At 55.5% G+C, this 20104-nt stretch carries 12 protein-coding genes and 5 pseudogenes; 9 read left to right on the top strand and 8 right to left on the bottom strand.

Translation table 11 applies throughout. From position 1 onward, the window contains the following. Positions 1 to 174: 174 nt before the first annotated feature. From RY831_RS29680 to RY831_RS29670, 4 genes and pseudogenes are all read left to right on the top strand, one after another. Positions 175 to 561 (top strand): annotated as a pseudogene (locus RY831_RS29680) (Tn3 family transposase); the annotation flags it as partial. A gap of 690 nt (positions 562 to 1251) precedes the next feature. Next, positions 1252 to 1455 carry a transposase zinc-binding domain-containing protein gene (locus RY831_RS33295; protein WP_367576108.1) on the top strand — a complete coding sequence of 68 codons (204 nt, stop codon included), beginning with the start codon at positions 1252 to 1254 and terminating at the stop codon, positions 1453 to 1455. A gap of 9 nt (positions 1456 to 1464) precedes the next feature. Continuing rightward, positions 1465 to 2433 (top strand): IS91 family transposase, encoded by a 969-nt coding sequence (locus RY831_RS29675; RefSeq protein WP_437126340.1) that lies wholly within the window; start codon positions 1465 to 1467, stop codon positions 2431 to 2433. A gap of 298 nt (positions 2434 to 2731) precedes the next feature. Next, the gene (locus RY831_RS29670) at positions 2732 to 3139 is read left to right on the top strand and encodes a hypothetical protein (protein ID WP_326509941.1); all 408 of its coding nucleotides are present in this window, start codon (positions 2732 to 2734) and stop codon (positions 3137 to 3139) included. A 1006-nt stretch (positions 3140 to 4145) separates the two neighbouring features. Here the strand turns inward: RY831_RS29670 and RY831_RS29665 are convergent. Next, entirely contained in the window at positions 4146 to 5126 is a 981-nt protein-coding gene (locus RY831_RS29665; RefSeq protein ID WP_326509940.1) for a hypothetical protein, read from the bottom strand. Positions 5127 to 5468: 342 nt separating this feature from the next. On the opposite strand from RY831_RS29665, the pseudogene RY831_RS29660 reads away from it, so the two are divergent. The 3 pseudogenes from RY831_RS29660 to RY831_RS29650 form a co-directional block, all read left to right on the top strand. Then, positions 5469 to 5857: pseudogene (locus tag RY831_RS29660) on the top strand (transposase); the annotation flags it as partial. Positions 5858 to 6116: 259 nt separating this feature from the next. Further along, positions 6117 to 7382 (top strand): annotated as a pseudogene (locus RY831_RS29655) (IS256 family transposase). Between the two features lie 42 nt (positions 7383 to 7424). After that, positions 7425 to 8177, top strand: a pseudogene (locus tag RY831_RS29650) (IS3 family transposase); the annotation flags it as partial. A gap of 45 nt (positions 8178 to 8222) precedes the next feature. Here RY831_RS29650 and qatD read toward each other — a convergent pair. From qatD to qatA, 4 genes are read right to left on the bottom strand one after another with little or no spacing between them, the layout of a single operon-like run. Further along, complete coding sequence (gene qatD / locus RY831_RS29645; RefSeq protein ID WP_326509939.1) at positions 8223 to 9002, bottom strand: Qat anti-phage system TatD family nuclease QatD; 780 nt, start codon at positions 9000 to 9002, stop codon at positions 8223 to 8225. Further along, on the bottom strand, positions 8999 to 10372 hold the full coding sequence (qatC, locus tag RY831_RS29640) for a Qat anti-phage system QueC-like protein QatC (RefSeq protein ID WP_326509938.1): 1374 nt from the start codon (positions 10370 to 10372) through the stop codon (positions 8999 to 9001). The genes qatD and qatC overlap by 4 nt, the downstream gene beginning before the upstream one ends. Further along, entirely contained in the window at positions 10369 to 11241 is an 873-nt protein-coding gene (qatB, locus tag RY831_RS29635) for a Qat anti-phage system associated protein QatB (RefSeq protein ID WP_326509937.1), read from the bottom strand. Before qatB ends, qatC begins: the two co-directional genes overlap by 4 nt. Further along, positions 11242 to 13281, bottom strand: a complete 2040-nt coding sequence (qatA, locus tag RY831_RS29630) for a Qat anti-phage system ATPase QatA (RefSeq protein ID WP_326509936.1) — start codon at positions 13279 to 13281, stop codon at positions 11242 to 11244. 219 nt (positions 13282 to 13500) lie between these two features. Here qatA and RY831_RS29625 point away from each other — a divergent pair, with 219 nt between their 5' ends. Continuing rightward, positions 13501 to 13806, top strand: a complete 306-nt coding sequence (locus RY831_RS29625; protein ID WP_326509935.1) for a hypothetical protein — start codon at positions 13501 to 13503, stop codon at positions 13804 to 13806. Positions 13807 to 14343: 537 nt separating this feature from the next. Then, complete coding sequence (locus RY831_RS29620; RefSeq protein ID WP_326509934.1) at positions 14344 to 15567, top strand: DUF726 domain-containing protein; 1224 nt, start codon at positions 14344 to 14346, stop codon at positions 15565 to 15567. A gap of 52 nt (positions 15568 to 15619) precedes the next feature. Here RY831_RS29620 and RY831_RS29615 read toward each other — a convergent pair. The 3 genes and pseudogenes from RY831_RS29615 to RY831_RS29605 all read right to left on the bottom strand — a co-directional run bounded on the left by RY831_RS29615 (position 15620) and on the right by RY831_RS29605 (position 20099). Beyond that, a pseudogene (locus RY831_RS29615) lies at positions 15620 to 15955 on the bottom strand (DUF1153 domain-containing protein). A 615-nt stretch (positions 15956 to 16570) separates the two neighbouring features. After that, complete coding sequence (locus RY831_RS29610) at positions 16571 to 16951, bottom strand: hypothetical protein (protein ID WP_326509933.1); 381 nt, start codon at positions 16949 to 16951, stop codon at positions 16571 to 16573. A gap of 43 nt (positions 16952 to 16994) precedes the next feature. After that, on the bottom strand, positions 16995 to 20099 hold the full coding sequence (locus tag RY831_RS29605; protein WP_326509932.1) for an efflux RND transporter permease subunit: 3105 nt from the start codon (positions 20097 to 20099) through the stop codon (positions 16995 to 16997). Positions 20100 to 20104: the final 5 nt, after the last annotated feature.

Genomic DNA, 20104 nt, shown 5'->3' with positions numbered 1-20104 from the left:
CTCCAAGTCGGCGTGCCGCTTCATGCTGGCCGACAGACTCGGCCAGGCGTGCCGCCTCAGTCTTGAACTCTTCCGTGTACTGCCGTTTTGGTACTGATTTCTCTTCCATTACTCCCTCCGTACAGACAGAAAATTACCAAACTTCCTGCTGTACGTGAAATCGGGGCAAGGTCAATTGACTACCACACCAATGCATCGTTCAGGCGGGAGCTGCAACACGCGCTCAATCGCGGAGAAGCTGTCCATGTCGTACAGCGTGCTATTCATATTGGGAAGATACCGACCGACCTTGCCAAGCGGCCGGAGGCGCTTAACGCTGTCTCGTCAAGCTTATCGTTATTGACCAACGCAGTGATGGCCTGGAACACCCGACATATGCAGCAAGCCGTTGACCAGATAGAAGCGAGGACTGGCGAGGCGTTAGTTCCAGACGATTTGCGCAGGATTGCGCCGACAGCACTGGAAGGCATTAATTTGCGGGGGACGTTCGATTTCCCTTTAGCAGAGTACGAGCATCGGATTCTGCCGACCAGCTCAGCGGTACCTGCTACTGGAACCTGATCCGCCAACAGACGCGTACCGAAGCTGGCCAGCTTGGATACAGTGCCGGAAGCGGAAAAGGGGGGGGTAGACAGCAAGTCATTGATTTAATGAGACTATTTGAAAAGCACCTCCCGCAAACCCGCATAAACGCTAGGTCCGCCTACCGTCGTAAACTGCACGAAAAACGAGGGGACCCCTAGAAAGTGAAACTTTAATGGTATTTTTGGCAACAACCAACATTAGGCATATCCCGCTATTCTCTACTCGGGGACGAAGGTGTCGGCAAGGTGCTCTGAAGCGGCCATTGGAAAGAACCATAAAGCCGTTGACCTTGTCACCACTACAGGGTCGATACGCGGCTACTATTGATACAGTCCGTTTTCAATAGTCATTCCGATACCGGATAAACCATCGCCAGCTACATGCAAACGTGCGGCGGCGCCGCGCGACGGCCTTGTTGATAAACAACAGTCAGTCGCGCATTTGCCTACGGCATCCCTGTCTGTGTAAGGCCCGTCCGTATAATGACCGGTAAATGCAAAAGTACTTTTTAAAACAACAACATGAGGCGTGCGCGGCCTTTGCTTACCGGCTGACCCGGTGCATACCGGACGCGCGGCGTCCGTTGAAATAACAGTTGCACTAGTCCTGCTCCGCAGGAGGAAGATGGTGTGGCAGTAGTCGATTGATGCAGACGATGGAGGAAGCGTGTCACGCACCGTACAGCGCGTCGTTCAACAGCACTTCTCCGCGCTTGCCGATGCACGCACACTTCCTCCACACTGGTATCGAGCGGCGAACAAGCTCTCACGCTGTCGCACTGCGGCCCTTGGCGGCCATGTGCAGAGCTGTCCCAACGGGCACGTCGAACGCGTCTGGTACAACTCGTGCCGGCACCGCAGCTGCCCTTAATGTAACCAGATCCAAATCACTCACTGGCTCGACAGGCAGCGCGAGCGCCTGCTCCAGTGCAGCCACCATCACATCATCTTCACTATCCCCCATGAGTTCAATGCACTGTGGCTGAGTCAGACCACAGTGATGATGGAGATCCTGTTTCAGTGTGCCAGAGACAGCCTGATGCAGATGCTGCGTGATGAGCGCCGCCTTGGCCACGCCGAGCCGGGGTTCCTGCTGGCGCTGCATACCTGGGGCCGGTCCCTGTCATTGCACCCGCACCTGCACTGCCTGATCACCGACGGTGGCCTGTCCAACCATGGATGGCAGGTGCCACGCGGCAGCTGCTTTCTGCCGGCCCGCGCACTGATGGCCAAGTTCCGCGGCAAGTTCATCGCCGTGGTGCAAAGCGCTCTTGAGCACGGAGATCTCACGCTGCCGTCAACGACCGATCCAGCGCGGATGCAAACGTGCCTGAACAAGCTCGGTCGGACCAAATGGAACGTCCACCTGCGTGAGCGATATGGACATGGCAACGGTGTCGTGCAGTACCTTGCGCGCTATGTCCGAGGCGGACCGATACAGGATAGCCAGATCGGCATCACAGACGACAAGCATGTCAGCTTTCGCTACACGCCACATATCGATGCACCGGCCGGGGAGAAGTCATCGGTCATGCGGCTAACGAGCGATGCCTTCCTGCGGCGCTACCTGCAGCATGTGCCCGAGCCGCGCAAACACACCGTGCGCAGCTACGGCCTGTATGCGCCACGCAAGTCCGACCTGCTCAACCGCGCCCGTGATGTATTTGGCCAGCCGCCAGTCCCCGAACATGAGCCAATCGCCTGGCAATCTTATCTGCAGCAACGTTCTCTAGACAGCGGCCTACATCAATGTCCACTATGTGGCCACGTCATGCGCAGTACCCGACGTATTGCTCCACAGCGTGGACCACCAGTGCCCAACACAACGGAGGGGCACGGCCATGTCTGAATGCATTCGGGTCCGGGCAGGATCGCACACAGGCGTACCAACGTCGACTTTGCCAGGACACATTTTTTTGCCTCTTGCGGCGCAATTCATGTCGTTATTACCATGCACGAATGGTCTCTCCCATACTCATGGGATGCCATCGTCAAGGTTGCCAGCAGGGTGACTGCCCCATAGAATCTCCATAACCGATCAACCTCCGCTCCCAGTCAACGGCTATGCAACGTGGCGCTGGGGGCGGACACCGCTGCGCGGCTATGCCCCTTCGGGGTGCCGCACAGCTAAAACGTTAGACTTCCGAATGACTGCAGATCAGATTTCCTATCTCGCCCTCTTGACGTCCGTGGCATCGCTGGTGGTTTCGTTCTTAGTTCTCTATCGAGATCGACATGTCGTCTCGGTTCGGGCGGTTCCCGTTGAGATCTCGGCCGGCGTTTATAGCCTGCACGTTTCAGTGTCAAACAGCGGGAGGCGGCCGATATCAGTGACACACGTGCTGCTCGTGCCGCCTCAACAGCCCGGCTTTTCTATGAACTTCGGACCAAATGGCACCGAACGAATTGATGTCGGTGAACGTTATTCAACTACGATCGATCCCGCTGGTCTGCCGACATCGTGGAGCACAGTCGGGGAGTTGAGACGCTTCAAGGTTTTTGTACAGGACGCAGTCGGCAAGAAGCACAAGGCGGTGTGGGAAGGCAGGGGGTAATGTTGAGGCTAACATGTCGTTCGACGCGGACACTAAGTGTCATTGCGGCGCAATGACGCTGCTCGCCGATCAACTCGCACGTTAAACAGATCATATGCGCCAATCAGCACCGCATCCTTTAATACGCTTTCGCCATGCACTCATCGGTATGGCACTACTTGCATGGGCAGCAATGGCTGCATTGATAGTCTTTTACAAGAACGGTGTCGACCTTCCTGTCTCCGAGGCAGTAGGGGTCTTGGGCCTAATATTTGTATGGTCAAATGGTTTGTACTGGTGGGTGCTGCTTCGCTATCCCTATCTGGAAGCAAGTAAAGGTACCTACGCCAATCGAGACGAATTGAACGGGAAGAACAGTCGCCCGTTCCTCATCTGCTATTTTGCAGTCGCTGTAGCCGTCTCAGTTGGCTGCTTAAACATCACTGCGAATGGCTAGTTTGGCTCTAAATGGAAAGCGTTCAGAAGATGGAAATTGATCGAAATGCTCAGGAGCTGGAACGAGGTCGAAAGCTAAAACGCTCGAAGCTATTGTCATTGCTGTGTTTCTTGCTCTGGATAGCTGGACTCGCTACGATGCTTTTAGGTGCTCCTATGGCACTCTCCCTAGCAATCGGGATCGTAGGTGCAATCTTGGCACTGTGGGATCGTGCGTTTCTAAAAGACGAAGTAGATCGACGCTATCTGCGTCATCCGGATCCCGATATCTCCGCGCTTATCACGGAGGAAATCACTATAAGCGAATATCGACGGCGAAAGGAAGGACGAAATGACGTCCTTTAACGCCTCGCTGAACACCGTCACTACGTGCCGGTTAGCTCAACGTTGAACATACCGAATTTCGGCGGGAGTGCCCAGACCGGACGCTTACCAGGCTGGCGCCGCATGGCACGCCCAAATGCCGGGAAAAGCGAAGAATGGGATGGTGCGAGCAGTGTTCTACTGCTCGCTTTTAGTACTCTTCATGTCCGGCTCATAGTGCGTCGCCAGGCGAGGCAACGCTCAGCTACTACGCCACCCAGTTAATCTGGTCATCATCCACGATGCCATTTCCCAGAGACCGGAGGACGAACTGGGTATCGCCAGTTCTTTCAACGACTCGGTATGCTGCCGTAGCTGTGTAACGAAGTTTTTCGTCTACGGATGCTGGTCGCAGAGCGACATTCGGGAAGTTGTGAGACTTCGTCGACTGGTACAGAATTCCGTCAAGTTGAGGGAAGGAAAGAAAGTCGCTTGCCAGAGCGCAGGTAACATCGTAGAGAGCGCATCCATCAGAATTCGTTGTGTCTTCCGCTCTCGCAGTGAGAACGCCATTCAGGAATTCATCGCATAAGTGTACCGCTTCCAAATTCGACGGATGTAAGGTGTCGCGATGCAATTGGTACAGTTCCCTGAACATAGGATGCAAGGAAAAGGGTTCTGCCATTCCGCGTCTGAAATAGTCCATGATCCCAATCGGGATAACATGTAGCGCCTCGTGTGGCTCCCCATTTGTTACGGAGTAGAGCAGATTCACGATATCGCCCGCAGTTGCGTCAATCTCAGCCAATACAGTAGACACGCTGTTTTCCGAAGTCGCTAGGCTTGCGTAGAACATCGATTCTCCGGCCTTGTTCAACCGACCCTGCCGCGAACGGTGGGCTAGTGACGCTGGGATATAGGAAAGCCGCGATGCGCTCTTATACAAAGAACCGCCATCCTCCTCAGTGTATTTTACGCCGCGAGTAAATGCGGTATTGGAGTTTAGAGGTATGGGTACAGGGACCCCAAGAGTATATTTCGTTAGTTCAGAAACACGCGAGCTGATATCAGCGTGGGTTAGCGATCGCTCGCCCTCTATGTGGGTCTTGAGGGTCGTCACAATCTCCTGGACTGCCGCAATATGTACTGAGGGAGTCCGATTCAGGTCGTTTATACGAGCTAAAAGTTGTAGTTTCAGGTTTTCGTTCATGATTTGAAGAGTTGACACATCTAGCAGCGCAGTAGGCATTCGCATCTCGCGGTTTTAGTTCGCAAACGTTCTGGCAGCTTGCGCCAAATGTAGGCTAAACCGAGTGCAGAGAATGTGATTTTACCGTCAGCTGAGCCATTGAAGCCTTGCGTATGGCTTCTACCGTCCTGCTTTCGTCAGTTCGGTTACAAATGAAGAAGTCTGCTACGGTTCGGCCATCATGAGGCCACTCTGGGAATGCGGTCAGGCGGTCCATGGTGGCGTTTACCTGAACAATCCGGCTTGCCAGAAATTGGTTTCGGTGACCCTGCACCGGGAAACTGGACAAACGTGACTTAGGAAATCCGGCACAATTTGCAATTGCGCGAAGGAGTACGTGCCGTGAAGAAATCCCGCTACACCGAGGATCAAATTGCCTTTGCTCTGAAGCAGGCTGAATTAGGTACGCCTGTCGACGAGGTCTGCCGCAAGATGGGCGTGTCCGATGCGACCTTCTATAACTGGCGCAAGAAGTACAGCGGACTGGGCCCCTCTGAACTACGCCGACTCAGGCAGCTCGAGGAAGAGAATGCCAAACTCAAGCGCCTGGTAGCGGATCTGTCGCTCGACAAGGCTATGCTTCAGGATGTGCTTAAAAAAAAGCTATAAGGCCTTCTCGTAAGCGTTCGCTGGTCGATGATTTGATCGGACGTTTTGGTGCCAGTTTTCGTCAGACTTGCGCAGTGCTACAGCTGTCGAGATCGGTCTATTACTACCAGTCCGTGGCACGAGCTATAGTCAGATCTGGTGTACGGGCTGAGCTCTGAAGGTGGGGAGGAAGGCGGTGGAGATTTTGTTGGAAAATTTGATTGTCTAGATCAAAACCAACCAACAGAGGAACCTCCACCATGCACAAGGATAAGCAAGAAACGCAAAGCGGTCTACCGGAAATCGGTCTGGGCCTCGACGAACTGGTGCGCCGCGGCGCCCGACAAGTGATTGNCAATTTGATTGTCGAGATCAAAACCAACCAACAGAGGAACCTCCACCATGCAGAAGGATAAGCAAGAATCGCAAAACGGTCTACCGGAAATCGGTCTGGGTCTGGACGAACTGGTGCGCCGCGGCGCCCGACAAGTGATTCAGCAGGCGATCGAGGCGGAACTGGCCGAATTGTTGGCACAGTATGCGAACGTGAAGACGCTCAGTGGCCGGCAAGCGGTGGTGCGCAACGGCTACCTGCCTGAACGCGATATCGTCACTGCCGCCGGACCGGTAACGGTCAAGGTACCCAAGGTACGCGACCGCTCCGGCACCGGCGTGAAGTTCAATTCGTCAGTGGTGCCGCCTTATGTCAGGAAATCACCCCGCGTGTCGGCAGCTCTGCCCTGGCTGTACCTGAAAGGTATCTCCACCGGCGACATGGGCGATGCGCTGTCGGTGCTGCTGGGCGAGGATGCAAAGGGCTTATCGGCGAACGTGGTGTCACGGCTGAAGGCCCAGTGGGCCGACGAATGGAAACAATGGAACAAGCGCGACCTGTCGGCTTGCCGCTGGGTCTACTGGTGGGTTGATGGCATCCATACCGGGGCCAGGAGCGAAGACCATGACGGCCAGTGCCTGTTAGTGATTATCGGTGTCACGCCGGACGGGAAGAAGGAACGGGTGGCCATTGCCGACGGCTTCCGGGAATCGAAGGCATCCTAGGCGGAGGTGCTGCTGGACCTGAAGGCGCGTGGCTTGCAGAGCGGTCCGCGGCTGGCCATCGGTGATGGTGCGATGGGCTTCTGGGCGGCGCTGGAAGAGGTGTTCCCATCAACGACTGCTCAGCGCTGTTGGTTCCACAAGCTGGGCAACGTGCTGAATGCGCTGCCGGCGACATTGCAGTCAAAAGCCAAGGCCGGATTGCAGGCGATCTTTATGGCTGAAACCAGGGCCGATGCCATCAGCGCGTTCGGGCAGTTCGTCAGTACCTATGGCGCAAAGTATCCGAAAGCCGTGGAGAAACTCGCTCAGGACAAGGACAGTCTGCTGGCATTTTACGACTTCCCGGCTGAGCATTGGCAGCACATTCGGACCACCAATCCGATCGAGTCGACGTTTGCCACCGTACGACATCGAACGACGCGCTCACGCAATTGCCTGTCGCGGGCGACGTTCCTCGGGCTGGCGTTCAAGCTGATGGAAGAAGCAGAAAAGAGCTGGCGCAAGATTCGCGGCGCTGACAAGATCGCCGTGCTGCTGGCGGGCGTGCCGTTAAAGGATGGACTACCGGTGCAAGACAATCCACCGGAACAGCAACAACTCGCCGCCTGACGCCGCTATCCTTCGAGCTGGCCATACACCAGTCTTGACGTTAGCTCGGCACCGGACCAGACGTTGCTGGCAATGCGGATCAAGGAAATCACAGAGGTACGTGTGCGCTATGGATATCGCCGCGTTCATGTGATGCTGCAGCGGGAAGGCTGGCACATCAATCACAAGCGAGTCTATAGGCTGTATTCGCAGCAGGGACTGGCATTACGCAGCAAACGTCCGAGACGGCATCGAAGTGCATATGCACGACAGCCAAGAGTAATGGCGAAGGCTATCAATGAAGCATGGAGTATGGATTTCGTATCGGACGCGCTGTTTGACGGCCGGCGTCTTCGCACCTTGACCGTCATGGATAACTACACCAGAGAGTGCCTGGCTATCCATGTCGATGCCAGCATCCGCGGTGAAGATGTTGTTGAAGTCATGGAGACCTTATGTGCACAGCGTGGAGCCCCTGTTTGTATTTCCGTAGATAATGGACCGGAATTCATTTCTAAAGTACTCGACAAGTGGGCTTATGAACATAAGGTATCGCTTAACTTCAGCCGTCCCGGCAAGCCGACGGACAATGCTTATATCGAGTCCTTCAACGGCCGCTTCAGGGAAGAATGCCTGAACGCCAACTGGTTTCTGTCCCTGGAAGATGCACGCAACAAAATCGAAGCCTGGCGTCAGGACTATAATGAAGTTCGTCCCCATAGTGCGCTGGACTGGCAGACACCGTCGGGATATGCCCGCCAGGCAAGGGTTTACAGCGAATCCGTCCTATCTCAACAGCCGGATATTTCTAGGTAAGCGTGGTCCTATTTCCGGTGCAGGGTCAATGTCTACATACACGAATCAGTGGTCAAGCTCTCGACTCGATACTATGCCCATCAATGCTTTTAGGTTTTCGCGAACTTGAGAAGTCATCTGCTCAACCGAAACGCCTCGTAACCGCGCAATTTCACTAACGGCTCTGCCAACCATTGTTGGCTCAGAAGGCCTACCGTCAAGTTGCGTGAACGGCCCGTCAGTCTCGGTCAATATCCGATCCATAGGTATGTCACCGATTAGAGCTCTTCCCTTTTCTGAACGAGTCATATCAACATTGAGCGAAAAGTAACATCCGAGTTCCGCAGCGCGGCGTGCATCGCTCTTGCTACCTGTGAACCAATGTAGCACGGCCTTTCCGCGAGCTTCCGGAAGATACTGCTCAAGCATATCCAATATCGTCGGTGCCGTACGCACGCTGTGGATGGATAAGATTTTGTCACCCGCTTCGGCGCACCGTTTCAGGATGGTTTCGAATACCCGTTTCTGCGTGGCGAGCGACTTGTAATATCGCGGACCCGCATCTAAACCTACCTCACCGACATATCGGGTCTCGGGTAGATATTGCTCCCAAAGCCCCAGCTCGCCCGCACGTTCCGCCACAAGCTGAGGGTGGAGGCCTAACGCAGCACGTACGAATCTCTTTCCACGGACTAGCTCGTTGTTACGTGGCCACGCCTTTGGGGTAGTCGTCATTGTCAACGTGTAGACACAGGCGGCCTCTGCCCTCGCTATCGCCTCTACGTGGTCAGGGTAGAGATCAAGATGACAGTGAAAATCCACACCCCCGAAAACTCCATCCTTCATATTGGTCTGGTCCTCACGCCGTTCAGCAGGATACCTACCTCCTCCAGTCCACGCTGGTAAACGCTCGCGAGTCGAGCCTGACGTACGGCGGATTCATCAATGAGCGGGCCAGGCTTATGTATTAGAATACGTGCAAGATCAGGACGCTGCCGCAAGCGTTCAATTGCAAGTTGAAATGAACGGATTTGTACACCTTCAGATTGCCGGGTATCTAAAACCCGGGATGTAAGATCGTTGATAGTGTAATTGGTCGGATCCGGTTCCGGAGATAGACCTGTCACGAGTGCGGCTCGACGAATCAAACAAGGTAAGCAGTACCCACAGTGCTGCGTTCCTAGGCCTTGCCATCTTCCCTTAGTAGGCGACGAGCACGATAGTGAAGCCCCTGCTAACTGCCGGAGCAGTACGCCGTTCGCACATTCTCGTACCATTTCACCTTTTGTCTTATCCCAATACGGATTTTCGATACGGCCATTGAGGCCCAATGCGGCAAGCGCGTCATTCCATCGTGCGATATAAAAAGGATGGGTGGTGCGGGTACTCAATGCGCCGAGTCGTAATGGATCTAAAGGAACATTCACAGCAATCAGTCCGTTTTCCGGAACCTTCAACGTGAAGTGTCCGTCCTCCAGCCCGGTCCCTGCGAAGATGCCAAGGGCGAAGAATAGAAACGATCGGCCTCGGGTTGTGTTTTCGCCACCAGAACCCGTTACCAAACCCTCCGGGAATGCCATCCACAACCGTAAACGGTTGAAATTATTGCCTCGGTATGTCCGTTTCAAGGTATCGAAAAGTGTCGATTGTGCATCACTGGTCGCTCCCTCACCGGCATGACTTATGAGCAGAGGTGTACGCCCCGCTTCGAGCATATTGATCCCGCCGATCAAGCTATCCAGACCGCCTGAGAACAGACTGAGATCGTCGAAACTTGGTCCTAACAGGTTGGGTCGACGTATCGTACTCAATCTCGCGAAACGGGCAGGCCTCGGTCGGAAGCTCAGCCTCCACCGGTCTCCCGTAAGAAAATTGAGTAGCCGAACAAATACCGGAGAAGCAGCCGTCCATCTATCAGTGTCAGAGACAGGTACACATAGGCGAATTTCTCGTGTCCAACCGTCCTGCGCCTCTGTGTCACGCGAAATTCTAGTGTCCGCAGCATGCACATGCGCGGCGAGCACCAACAGGTCGGTACCTATTTCAGACGGATATACGCCTAACCCTGCCAGATCTGACTGAGCATGTCCTATGCCATGGCCTAATGTGTTGTTGCCGGCTAGAAGTTCCAGCGACGTTACGACTTCACCGTCATTGGTTGCGGGAGCAAACCGATCGGTAGGGCCTAATCGTCCTGCAATAAAATGTCGTCTCATACGCCGTCCGCCTCTGCATCGCCCATTATTTTCATGATACTGAAGGCTTGCTCATAAATGTCGTCTACAAATCGAAGAATTGTGTCGGGTCTCAGCGTTGCCATCGCCGCCTGCGCAGCTGACAACGCATCGGCTACACCGCGTTGTATGAAATCATGAAGCTGCTCCTGAATGCGGGCAGCTTCTCGAGCATCCCTAGGAAGGGTAATCGTCCTAGCACCAATGTCATTACAAAGCCTTGCCTCGATCGCGTTGGTCGCATAAAGCTCGAAAACCATTTGCACCTGGTCAACGGTTATTGCGTTGATATCTGTAATCCCCGCATCAACCAAATCAGTGATCGTCTCAATGAACGCTTCTCGTGCGATCCCTTCATCGATAGATCCGCCATCAGGGCAGATGTACTCGACTAGGCCAAGAAATACTTCCTCAATGGGCCTTCCCGCAAGTGCTTCCAAGTCAAGCGATCGCAGGGCCTCTACCGCACCCCGTGTCGCAGCGTCTGAGAGAAAGCCTAGTAGTCGCCCTCCAGATGCGCGTGACGAACCCATCCGAGCAGCTGCCGTGCGGGACCCTCCTGTTGAGGAGGAGACATACTGAGAAACTGCTCGACCGAGACTGCGCCGATCACCACCTCCAGACCCTACAAATCGTGAGAAGTTGTTACGGGCACTAGAAAAACGGGAGGGATCCGCAATAGCAGGTATAGCTGGCAGCACTGGAGTGTTGCCACCAGGACTGGATTGTGCTTCACCATCGGATCGGCCTGTCGGCGGAGTACTTGCCCCGCCCGCCGGCGAATCATCCACCCAGCTAGGAACTAGAGGCGTGGATCCAGGCTGGCCGCCGAACGCCGTCGAAGTACCCATTTACCGGTTCTCCTTGCGCGATTTCAATACCGTGGCCGCTGTTGCCCTAAGCACCGACTGCCCGTCCTTTTGCCATTTAGACAGCAACCGATCGAACGCCTGCAAGCTTTCTCCGTCCCTTAGTACCGTTGTCCATCCTCCACAGACCCACGGGCCTAGCTTGTCCGTGGGAAGGGAGTCAAGGAAGTCCAGTAGATTAGCCTGTAGAGCAGGATGCGCCCGTACCAATACAGTGAGGCCTCTTACGCCAGCAGGCTCCTTATCGAGCTTATCGGACGCAATAATCCGCGCTCTTACGGCTTCAAATACTTGCGCAGCCTCCGGTGCGGCAAGACGTGCAAGCTCGGCATCGTGACCCTGCACGGCGAATTTTCCGCCGAGTAGTTGCTCAACGACGGTCGCCAGGTGTCCGAGTGCCGAGGCTGGTCCAAAGTAATCTTTACGGTCTTTAGCCACGAAGAGATAGGGCCTCAAGTCCTCTCCGCCAATCTCTGTTTCCACCTCCGCCCACGCGACGATCGTCGGAGAGGCGACCCACTCTGCGAGCGTCCCCGTTTCGGTTTGAGGTGTTGAATCCACGCCCGCTGCTGCTGCCTCAGTTTTGTCAACCTTAGCGCCTTTCGATCCCGATTTCTTCGCTACGTCTTCCCTCACGAAGGCTTCAAGCGCAATAAGCTCCGTGCACTTGCCGTCCGAGGCCGCGGCAGCAGAGCTCGCAATCTGATCGAATAGTCGTGGAATGAAACGCTCCGCAAGCATCAACTTCGCCAGTACCGGCAACTTTACCTCATCACCGAAGCCACGAGCATCGGCTGTTTGCTGCCTAAGCACCAGGGTATTGAGGAAACGCTTGATTTGGCGCGGATTACCCTTAGTTCCAGTAGCGAGGATCGGGCCGATCTGATCGCTAAGTGCTAGGGCATTATTGGCCGCCGACGCCTTCTCTCCCAGCGCAGCCTTGACTGTTGCGTTATCGAGAACGCCACTCAACCAAGGCCGTTTGAGGCGTTCCCGGGCTTGCGAAATGAGTGCGGTAAAAGCAGGATCGCTCTCTCCAAGTTCGGCACCGACGAGCAGTAGGGTCACGTAGATCCGCGTCTCCGTCTCGCCCAAGGCAGGAATCCGAATTGGGACTTGGATCAATTTCTCAAGGTAGTTTCGCGCATACCCTTGAGGACCAGTCGTATCGGGCAGGTCCGGGAAATGTTTTCTTACGGAATATTCAATCATCGCTTCGTCCGCCGCGACCACAAACGCCGTGCGTGACGTGAACACAAAAAGACGGACCGCTTCGAGGGTTTCAATTGCAGTATCCGGAAGACATCGGTCCAGGTCGTCGATCAATACGACGAGCTGTTCCACTTCAGCCGCACGAAGAAGCTCATCGAATGCCTTTCTGAAGGCATCAATCTCTGCGGGCACGTTTGTACTTTCACCGTCCTTGTCCTTTAGGAGGTCCTTTACCTCCGTCACGACGCCCTCGAGATTGTCCTTAGTCGCAAGTTTTGCGGGGTCATCAATAAGCCCTCGCAAGGAGCCAACAATGGTCTCAATCTGACCAATAGTGGGAATACCTGTAAAACTAGTGAAAGCCAACCCTCCTGCCTTCTTCGCGAGCTTGAGCAAGTCGATTCTTCGAAAGACCTCTTTCACGGTATCGGCCGCTCTTGTGAGTGCCGGCCGCCGCTCAATTAGTCCTGTCACGATTCCCTCGATCAGCGCGATCTTCGCGTCTTCAAACCCTTGGAAGCGCCATCCATTGAACTTCAGACAAAGGACTTTTCGTTCATTTTGAAAACTCGCCTCTATCATTTCCAGGACGGACGACTTTCCGGCACCCCAGTCGCCATGTACGCCCACAGTAATGGGATGCTCAGGACGATGGCGAAGAAGCTTTACAATTGTGGCTGCGATCGCCTCGTTGTTGAGGAGGTCAACCTTTGTTTCGTTATCAATGAGGATCATAGGGATTATGAAAAAGCCAACTGGCAGCAAAACGGCAATTTGACAAATGGACGGGTGTTCGCCTTCTGCCCGCATGTTCCTGAGATACCGTCATCTCTCGCGACGCTCAAAAGCGATGCTCAACGCGGGGGACGGCGGAAAAGGGCTTAGCAGCGCCGAACCAATCTGGACAACATTATATTTTCATAATGTACTTCAGACCTACCATTAACATGGGATTTAACACACCAACCCGAAGCGGGTGGTCGTAACTATCCGGAATAAACCTTCTGTCAAACGGGGCTACATAGGCTGTTGACTTTCAGTGTCAGTGCACGACTGCTCTCTTCACCGCGTGTTGTATTGTCTGGCTTTACAGGTGAAGACAGCGGACCGTGCCATTATGTGGGTCGGTCGATTCGTGAGCAGACGGGAAGATCCAATATCAGCCTGATTGCGTCAAAGCGGCTAGATCTTTCTCTCTACTACATCGGGCAGCATCATGCTGTTGCGGCGGTCCAACCGGTGCGGGCACTGCTTGCCTTGCCGGATGGTGATTTCCATGCGATGGAAGTCATATTCTCGACCCGCTACTGTGCAGCCAGCATGGGTGCAAATTAAGTTGGCGCAGTTGTGGTCGACGAACGGTCTCTCAGCGAAGCGTCATGGGATGGTGCCAGTGAACAGCTGGACCGCGGATCAAAGACCAGATGAAAGTGCATTCTATGTGAACCTCAGTGGGCGTTTCATTACTGTGGACGCGGAACATCCAGTAATCAGATGAGGTTTGAAGCACGTTGGATAACCAATATCCAATGTTGGGAGCATGAGCTTGACAATTTTGCAGAGCTGGCTAGTACACTAGAAATCTTTATTAAGCGATGTAATTGCCCATGGCAAGTTTGACATAAACGCAATTTTGTTGCTCTGATGCATTTCTTCCGGCAGAATCTGATCGCATGCAGATACGGTGCATCGTACATCCGCAGATAAACTGGAAGAGGAAGAATGAGCGATCTTTACTCACGTTATTGCTCTTGGTGTTACAGGCAGGGCACCCACGAGCTAGCACAGCGCAATCTCATGCGCCGCAATGTATATGTTTGCGAGCATTGCAACACCAGTACGTTGCAGTGCATAACCCTTGGATGCAGCCACATGACACGAGCAGGAACCCACTGGGATGACAACCTGTGCGCAGAGCATGACGGCACAATCGCCTCGTTCCGTAACCTTGAGCTTCAACTCGACGATATTGAGGACTTCGAAACTATTTTCGAACGGGATTCCACCGACATGCTTCGCGTCGGGAAAATCGGCGTCGGTGTAGTCGCTGGAGCGGCAATTCTGGGGCCGGTGGGCATGATGGCTGCGCCCGGGGTGGCGACGGCGCTCGGCGGGCTTGGGGTGCTGGGTGCAGCAGGGACGGGTACGACAATCAGTACACTCTCGGGCGCGGCGCTCACTAGTGCCTCGCTAGCGGCCGTTGGTGGCGGTAGCATGGCGGCGGGGTCGGCCGTACTGGCAGCGGTCGGCGGCGCGTTGGGCGGCTACAAAAGCGGCGTCATCAGCAATGGCTATTTCGGCAAAGTCGAGCATTTCGATATCCGTAAAGTCAAGAAGGGCAGCAGGAACGCGGTAATCTTCGTCAACGGCCTGCTTTCCGAAGGACAGGATGACGTGGAAGAGTGGACGGATCATCTGCAGGAGCATTTCCCGCGCCACACCTGGTATCAATTGGATTGGGAAGCGTGCAACCTGCGCAGGCTCAACAACTGGATCGACGGTAAAGTGCGTACGAGAACCGCATTCACGGCCTTCAAGATGGCTACTAGCGCGGCCAGGGTAGTCAAAGGCGCAGCGGGGCCAGTCGCAGCGGTGACGAACCTGCCTGATCTGGTGGGCAATCCATGGCACACCGCGATGGTGAAAGCGCAGATGACCGGAGTGATGCTGGCAGACGCTATCGCACGCACGAAAGGCTCGCGCTTCACTCTGGTCGGACATTCCCTCGGCGTTCGCGTGATCCATTACGCGTTGCTGCTGCTAGCGACAAAGAACGTACGTCGCGTGGACAACGCGTACCTGCTCGGCGGTGCGGTGGGCGGCGGAAAAAAGGACGCTACGGACTGGGCCAACGCAGAGCGCGCGGTCAAGGGCCGCATCTTCAACTGCTACTCGGAAAAAGACGACGTACTGCGATACCTGTACAGGGTTGCGAACGCAGGCCTAAGCAGTCCTGTAGGTTACGAGGGTATCCACTACAAGAGCGAACAGATCTTCGATTTTGATTGTACCGCGCTAGTCGGTGGCCACACCGAATGGAAGGCGCAGTTCGGAGAGATCATTACTCAAATCGACGACTGGCCTATGGCGGCCTGAAGAGCGCCATGCACTTTATAACCACAGACTGATCGGCTCCAATATTGGCCGGTCAGTCCGGAAAACGCGGCGCCTGTACGTGACGCCTACGTTGTGGATTTCTTCCGCGGTTATGTCGGTAATCGTTTCCTTTTTTGTTGGGGTAAGTGTACTTTCGTCGTAAGCGTAAGGTGTTGGCCGCTGCATTGGTGCCCAGCGGCTTTGCGCGCAAGGCGTTCTCCAGGCCTTTGTGTTCTTCGTCAACCCACTCTTCGACCTCTGAAAGCGGGATGTCGAATGCTCAACTGGCTTCAGCCACGCTGGTTTTTCCCTGAATGATTTCAGTGACCAGCGCCGCTTTACGCTTGGCGGTCCACCGCTTGAATTCTTCTTCCATCGTCATGCTCATGTGATTCCCTTTCTTGATTATCACCTGCGCAGGTTTTCAGTGGGTCAATACATAACTGCTGCACTCCCTGCGTCTGTATCCCGACTCTTCTGAAGTGCGGCTCCTGACCGCTTACGACCCTCACCCCCGCCGCTCGCGTTTGTTTCTATTCCGTGGGTCCGTATAGTTTAGGCAGTAGTGTTTCTTCTAGGAAATCTTTTAACATTATGCGACATTTGACATCAGCAGCTCCTGCCTGATCGAAATTGCATGTCGAACATACGCGCGGAAGCTGTCATTTGTTGAAAGTCCACACCGGGCAAAGGTCGGCCATAAGCTGCCTTTCGAGTCATCGTCCCACTGCTTGGAAGTTAGCAGTCAAATATAGTTAGCGACAGCTGCGCACGCAGTATTTCCCTGCCTTTTGTCTCTTCGGGGGATATTTTTCTTCGTTAAGTTCACGGCATCTGAGTGTGCGCCACTGAGACATCCGGCTGATAAAGACAACGGCCACCCGAAGGCGGCCGTCGCAGGCGAGATTCTCTTCATAGCAACTCTAGGTTGCGGCCATCGAGGCCGGCGCTGCGCTTTTTCACTCGCTTGACGCAGTTTTTCACATTACAACCGCACCGGCGGTTACTTGACCGAGAAGCGCGCGTTCACTGCTTTCTTGTCGGCGAAGGTAATCGCCGCGATAGCTTTGCTTCCCTTCGCCAGTTTTGCATCGTCCTTGGTTGCCAAGGTATTGCCGCCTGCGGGCTCAAGCGCCACTTCCGTTTTCTCGGTCCCGTTCAGGACGGTCAATTTGCCGGTTGCACCCGCTGTATCGACCGGCTTGCCATGGTCATTCACATAGACGGTCGCCTTGCCATCCTTGTTGACCAGCTCAAAGCTCATGTCGTTTGCAGTACTCACAACACCGCCATGCTTGGGCTTGTCGCCATGCGCGAGCACATTGCCCGAGAGTGCTATTGTCATTGCCACGAAGGCCATTTGTTTTTTCATCGCTTTCTCCATAGGTGCAGCGGCTCGAGATGGGCGCCGCTGCAAAAGCCCGTTTTCAATACGCTTCCTTCGTTTCGCCGGCGACGATCGCCTCGAGCGGTTTACGGCCCACCAGCCAGAAGATCAGCGGCGTCAGCAGCGAGTCGAGAATCGTCGAACTGACCAGACCGCCAAAGATGACGACCGCAACCGGATGCAGGATTTCCTTGCCGGGTGCATCGGCTGCCAGCAGCAGCGGCACGAGCGCAAAAGCCGCGACCAGTGCCGTCATCAACACCGGCGTGAGCCTTTCCAGGGAGCCGCGGATAATCATCGCGTGACCGAACGTCTCACCCTCGAATTTGCACAGGTTGATGTAGTGACTGACCTTCAGGATGCCGTTACGCGTGGCGATACCCGCCAGCGTAATGAACCCGACCATCGAGGCGACTGACAGCGACACCCCTGCAATCCACATCGCAATCACGCTTCCAATCAGCGCGAACGGAATGTTTCCCATGATAACCAAGACTAGGATGCTGGATTTGTAGCGGGAGTACAGCACCAGGAAAATCATCGCCAGTGAAATCAGGGACAAGCCGACGATCAACCTCGTTGCTTGTTCCTGTGCCTGGAACTGGCCTTCGATGCTGACGAAGTAACTGCCGGGAAGCGGTGTTGCCGCGATCGCCTTGCGCACATCGGCAATGACGCGCGACATGTCCGAACCATCCGTATTGGCATACACCACAATGCGCCTGCGACCGTTTTCACGACCGATCTGGTTGGGCCCGTCGCCTTCTTCCACCGTCGCGACTGCTGACAATGGTATCCGGCCGGCCGGGCTGTCCAGCATGGTCCTCGACAGATCCTGTGGCGAGCGGCTCTGGTCAGGAAGTCGCACCATCAGGTCAAAGCGGCGCGGGCCGTCAACGACCTGGGTCGCCCGCGCTCCCTCGGACAGCGTCTGCAGTGATGTCAGGATCTGGCCCGGCGTCAGTCCGTACTGCGCGGCTTTTCGGTAGTCCACCCGCACCTTGATTTGCGGGATCAGTACCTGCCGCTCCACCGACAAGTCGACCAGCCCTGGCACATTCGCCAAGCGTCCACGAAGCCCTTCAGCCAGTCCGCGCAACGTATCGATGTCGTCACCATAGATTTTCAGGGCAATCTGGGCACGGACACCTGACAGCAAATGGTCAAGACGATGGGAGATCGGCTGGCCGATCGCAATCGATCCTGGGATCACGGCAAGGCGGGAGCGAATATCAGCCATGATTGCTTCGCGGTCCCGATCCGACCGTTTCAAGTCGACGTCGATTTCAGCCGAATGCACACCTTCAGCGTGCTCATCCAGCTCGGCACGTCCCGTCCGACGGCCAACCTTGGTCACTTCAGGCACTTCCCGTATCAGCGTTTCCGCCAATGCCCCCATGCGGTTGGCTTCCGCAAGCGACGTTCCGGGCGTGAATGTCATGCCCATCACTAGGGACCCCTCGTTGAACGGCGGCAAAAATGCACGCGGGAAGAACGGCACGCTCGTCGCCGCCACGATGACTGCGATCCCGGCAATGGCAAGGATCCCTTTCGCGCGCGGGAATGACCATTCCAGCGCACGGGTATCCCATGCCTTGAGACGCCGCACCAGTGGACTGTCGCCATGCGCAAGCTGCTTCATGTTGGGCAGCAGGAAGTAAGACAGGACCGGCGTGACCGTCATCGACACCAGCATCGACGCCAGGATCGAGACAATGTAGGCAATCCCGAGCGGTGCAAACAGGCGCCCCTCGATGCCGGGAAGGGCAAACAGCGGCACGAATACCAGTACGACGATGATCGTCGCGTAGACGATGCCGGAGCGCACCTCGACCGACGCCTGCCAGATGATTTCCAGTACCGAAGGCCCATTGTCATCGCTGCGTCGTTGTTTCAATCGCCTCAGGATGTTTTCCACGTCGACCACCGCGTCATCGACCAGCTCGCCGATGGCAATGGCAAGGCCGCCCAATGTCATCACGTTGATCGACTGCCCCAGCAGATGGAATGCCACTGCCGTCACGGCCAGCGAAAGCGGAATGGCAATCAACGATATTGCCGTTGTGCGGAAGTTGAGCAGGAACGCGAACAGGATGATGGCGACCAGGATCGCGCCATCCCGCAGTGCTTCGACGACATTGTTGATCGACGCTTCAATGAAGTCAGCCTGGCGGAACAATACCTCGGGAGCCGACAAGCCCGCCGGCAGGCCTTGCTTGAGCTCGCCCAGCGCATTTTCGATTTCCCGCGTCAGCTTCACGGTGTCTGCGGCCGGTTGCTTCTGGACACTGACAATCACTGCCGGCTTGCCATTCATGCCGGCGTCACCCCGTTTGAACGCAGGCGCATACCGGACCGACGCCACCTGTTCCAGCAGCACCGGAGCCCCGCCGCGGTAGGCCACTGCAAGCCCTTTGACGTCATCCAGCCGGTTCGTGCGCCCGAGGTTGCGGATCAGATATTCGCGACTGTTGAGATCGATGAATCCGCCGCTGGTATTGGCGGCAAACCCCTTTACCGATGCTTCAACCTGGTCGAGGGTCACATTGAACTGGGCCATGCGGGCGGTATCGGGCTCAACGCGCAACTGCCGGACCTCTCCGCCGATCGGAATGACCTGGGAGACGCCTGGGATGGACAACAGGCGTGGCCGGAGCACGAAATCGGCGTACTCGCGCGCCTGCATTGGGTTGGCCTTCGTGACATCGATGGGTAGCGCAATCAACATGATTTCGCCCATGATCGACGATACCGGTCCCATGATGGGCGTGATATTGCCCGGCAGCTGTTCCTTGACCAGAGTCAGGCGCTCGGAAACCAGTTGCCGATTGCGATAGATATCGGTGCCCCAGTCGAACTCGGCATAGACGATCGACAAGCCGACGCCGGAGACCGAGCGCACCCGCGTCACGCCCGGCATCCCGTTCAATGATGTTTCGATGGGAAACGACACCAGTTGCTCGACTTCTTCCGGCGCCATGCCGCCGGCCTCCGTCAGCACGGTGACCAGCGGCTTGTTCAAGTCCGGGAATACGTCCACCGGGGTACGGGTCACCATCAGGGTGCCGTAGACCACGAGCAGCGCAGCGGCTGCCAGGATAAAGATCCTGTTGGCCAGGCTGAAACGAACTATCCAATTAAACATGCACT

It is taken from the genome of Noviherbaspirillum album (assembly GCF_035916955.1).
GTDB classification, from domain to species: domain Bacteria; phylum Pseudomonadota; class Gammaproteobacteria; order Burkholderiales; family Burkholderiaceae_D; genus Noviherbaspirillum; species Noviherbaspirillum album.
The sequence above is the reverse complement of the archived record's forward strand: the minus strand, read 5'-3'. Positions and strand labels throughout refer to the sequence as shown.

Excerpts from the sequence above, each read along its gene's own strand:
- RY831_RS29605 (WP_326509932.1), bottom strand. The coding sequence starts at position 20,099 with ATGTTTAATTGGATAGTTCGTTTCAGCCTGGCCAACAGGATCTTTATC.
- qatB (WP_326509937.1), bottom strand. The coding sequence starts at position 11,241 with ATGGGTACTTCGACGGCGTTCGGCGGCCAGCCTGGATCCACGCCTCTA.
- RY831_RS29670 (WP_326509941.1), top strand. The coding sequence starts at position 2,732 with ATGACTGCAGATCAGATTTCCTATCTCGCCCTCTTGACGTCCGTGGCA.
- qatA (WP_326509936.1), bottom strand. The coding sequence starts at position 13,281 with ATGCGGGCAGAAGGCGAACACCCGTCCATTTGTCAAATTGCCGTTTTG.
- qatC (WP_326509938.1), bottom strand. The coding sequence starts at position 10,372 with ATGAGACGACATTTTATTGCAGGACGATTAGGCCCTACCGATCGGTTT.
- qatD (WP_326509939.1), bottom strand. The coding sequence starts at position 9,002 with ATGAAGGATGGAGTTTTCGGGGGTGTGGATTTTCACTGTCATCTTGAT.
- RY831_RS29665 (WP_326509940.1), bottom strand. The coding sequence starts at position 5,126 with ATGCCTACTGCGCTGCTAGATGTGTCAACTCTTCAAATCATGAACGAA.
- RY831_RS29610 (WP_326509933.1), bottom strand. The coding sequence starts at position 16,951 with ATGGAGAAAGCGATGAAAAAACAAATGGCCTTCGTGGCAATGACAATA.
- RY831_RS29620 (WP_326509934.1), top strand. The coding sequence starts at position 14,344 with ATGACACGAGCAGGAACCCACTGGGATGACAACCTGTGCGCAGAGCAT.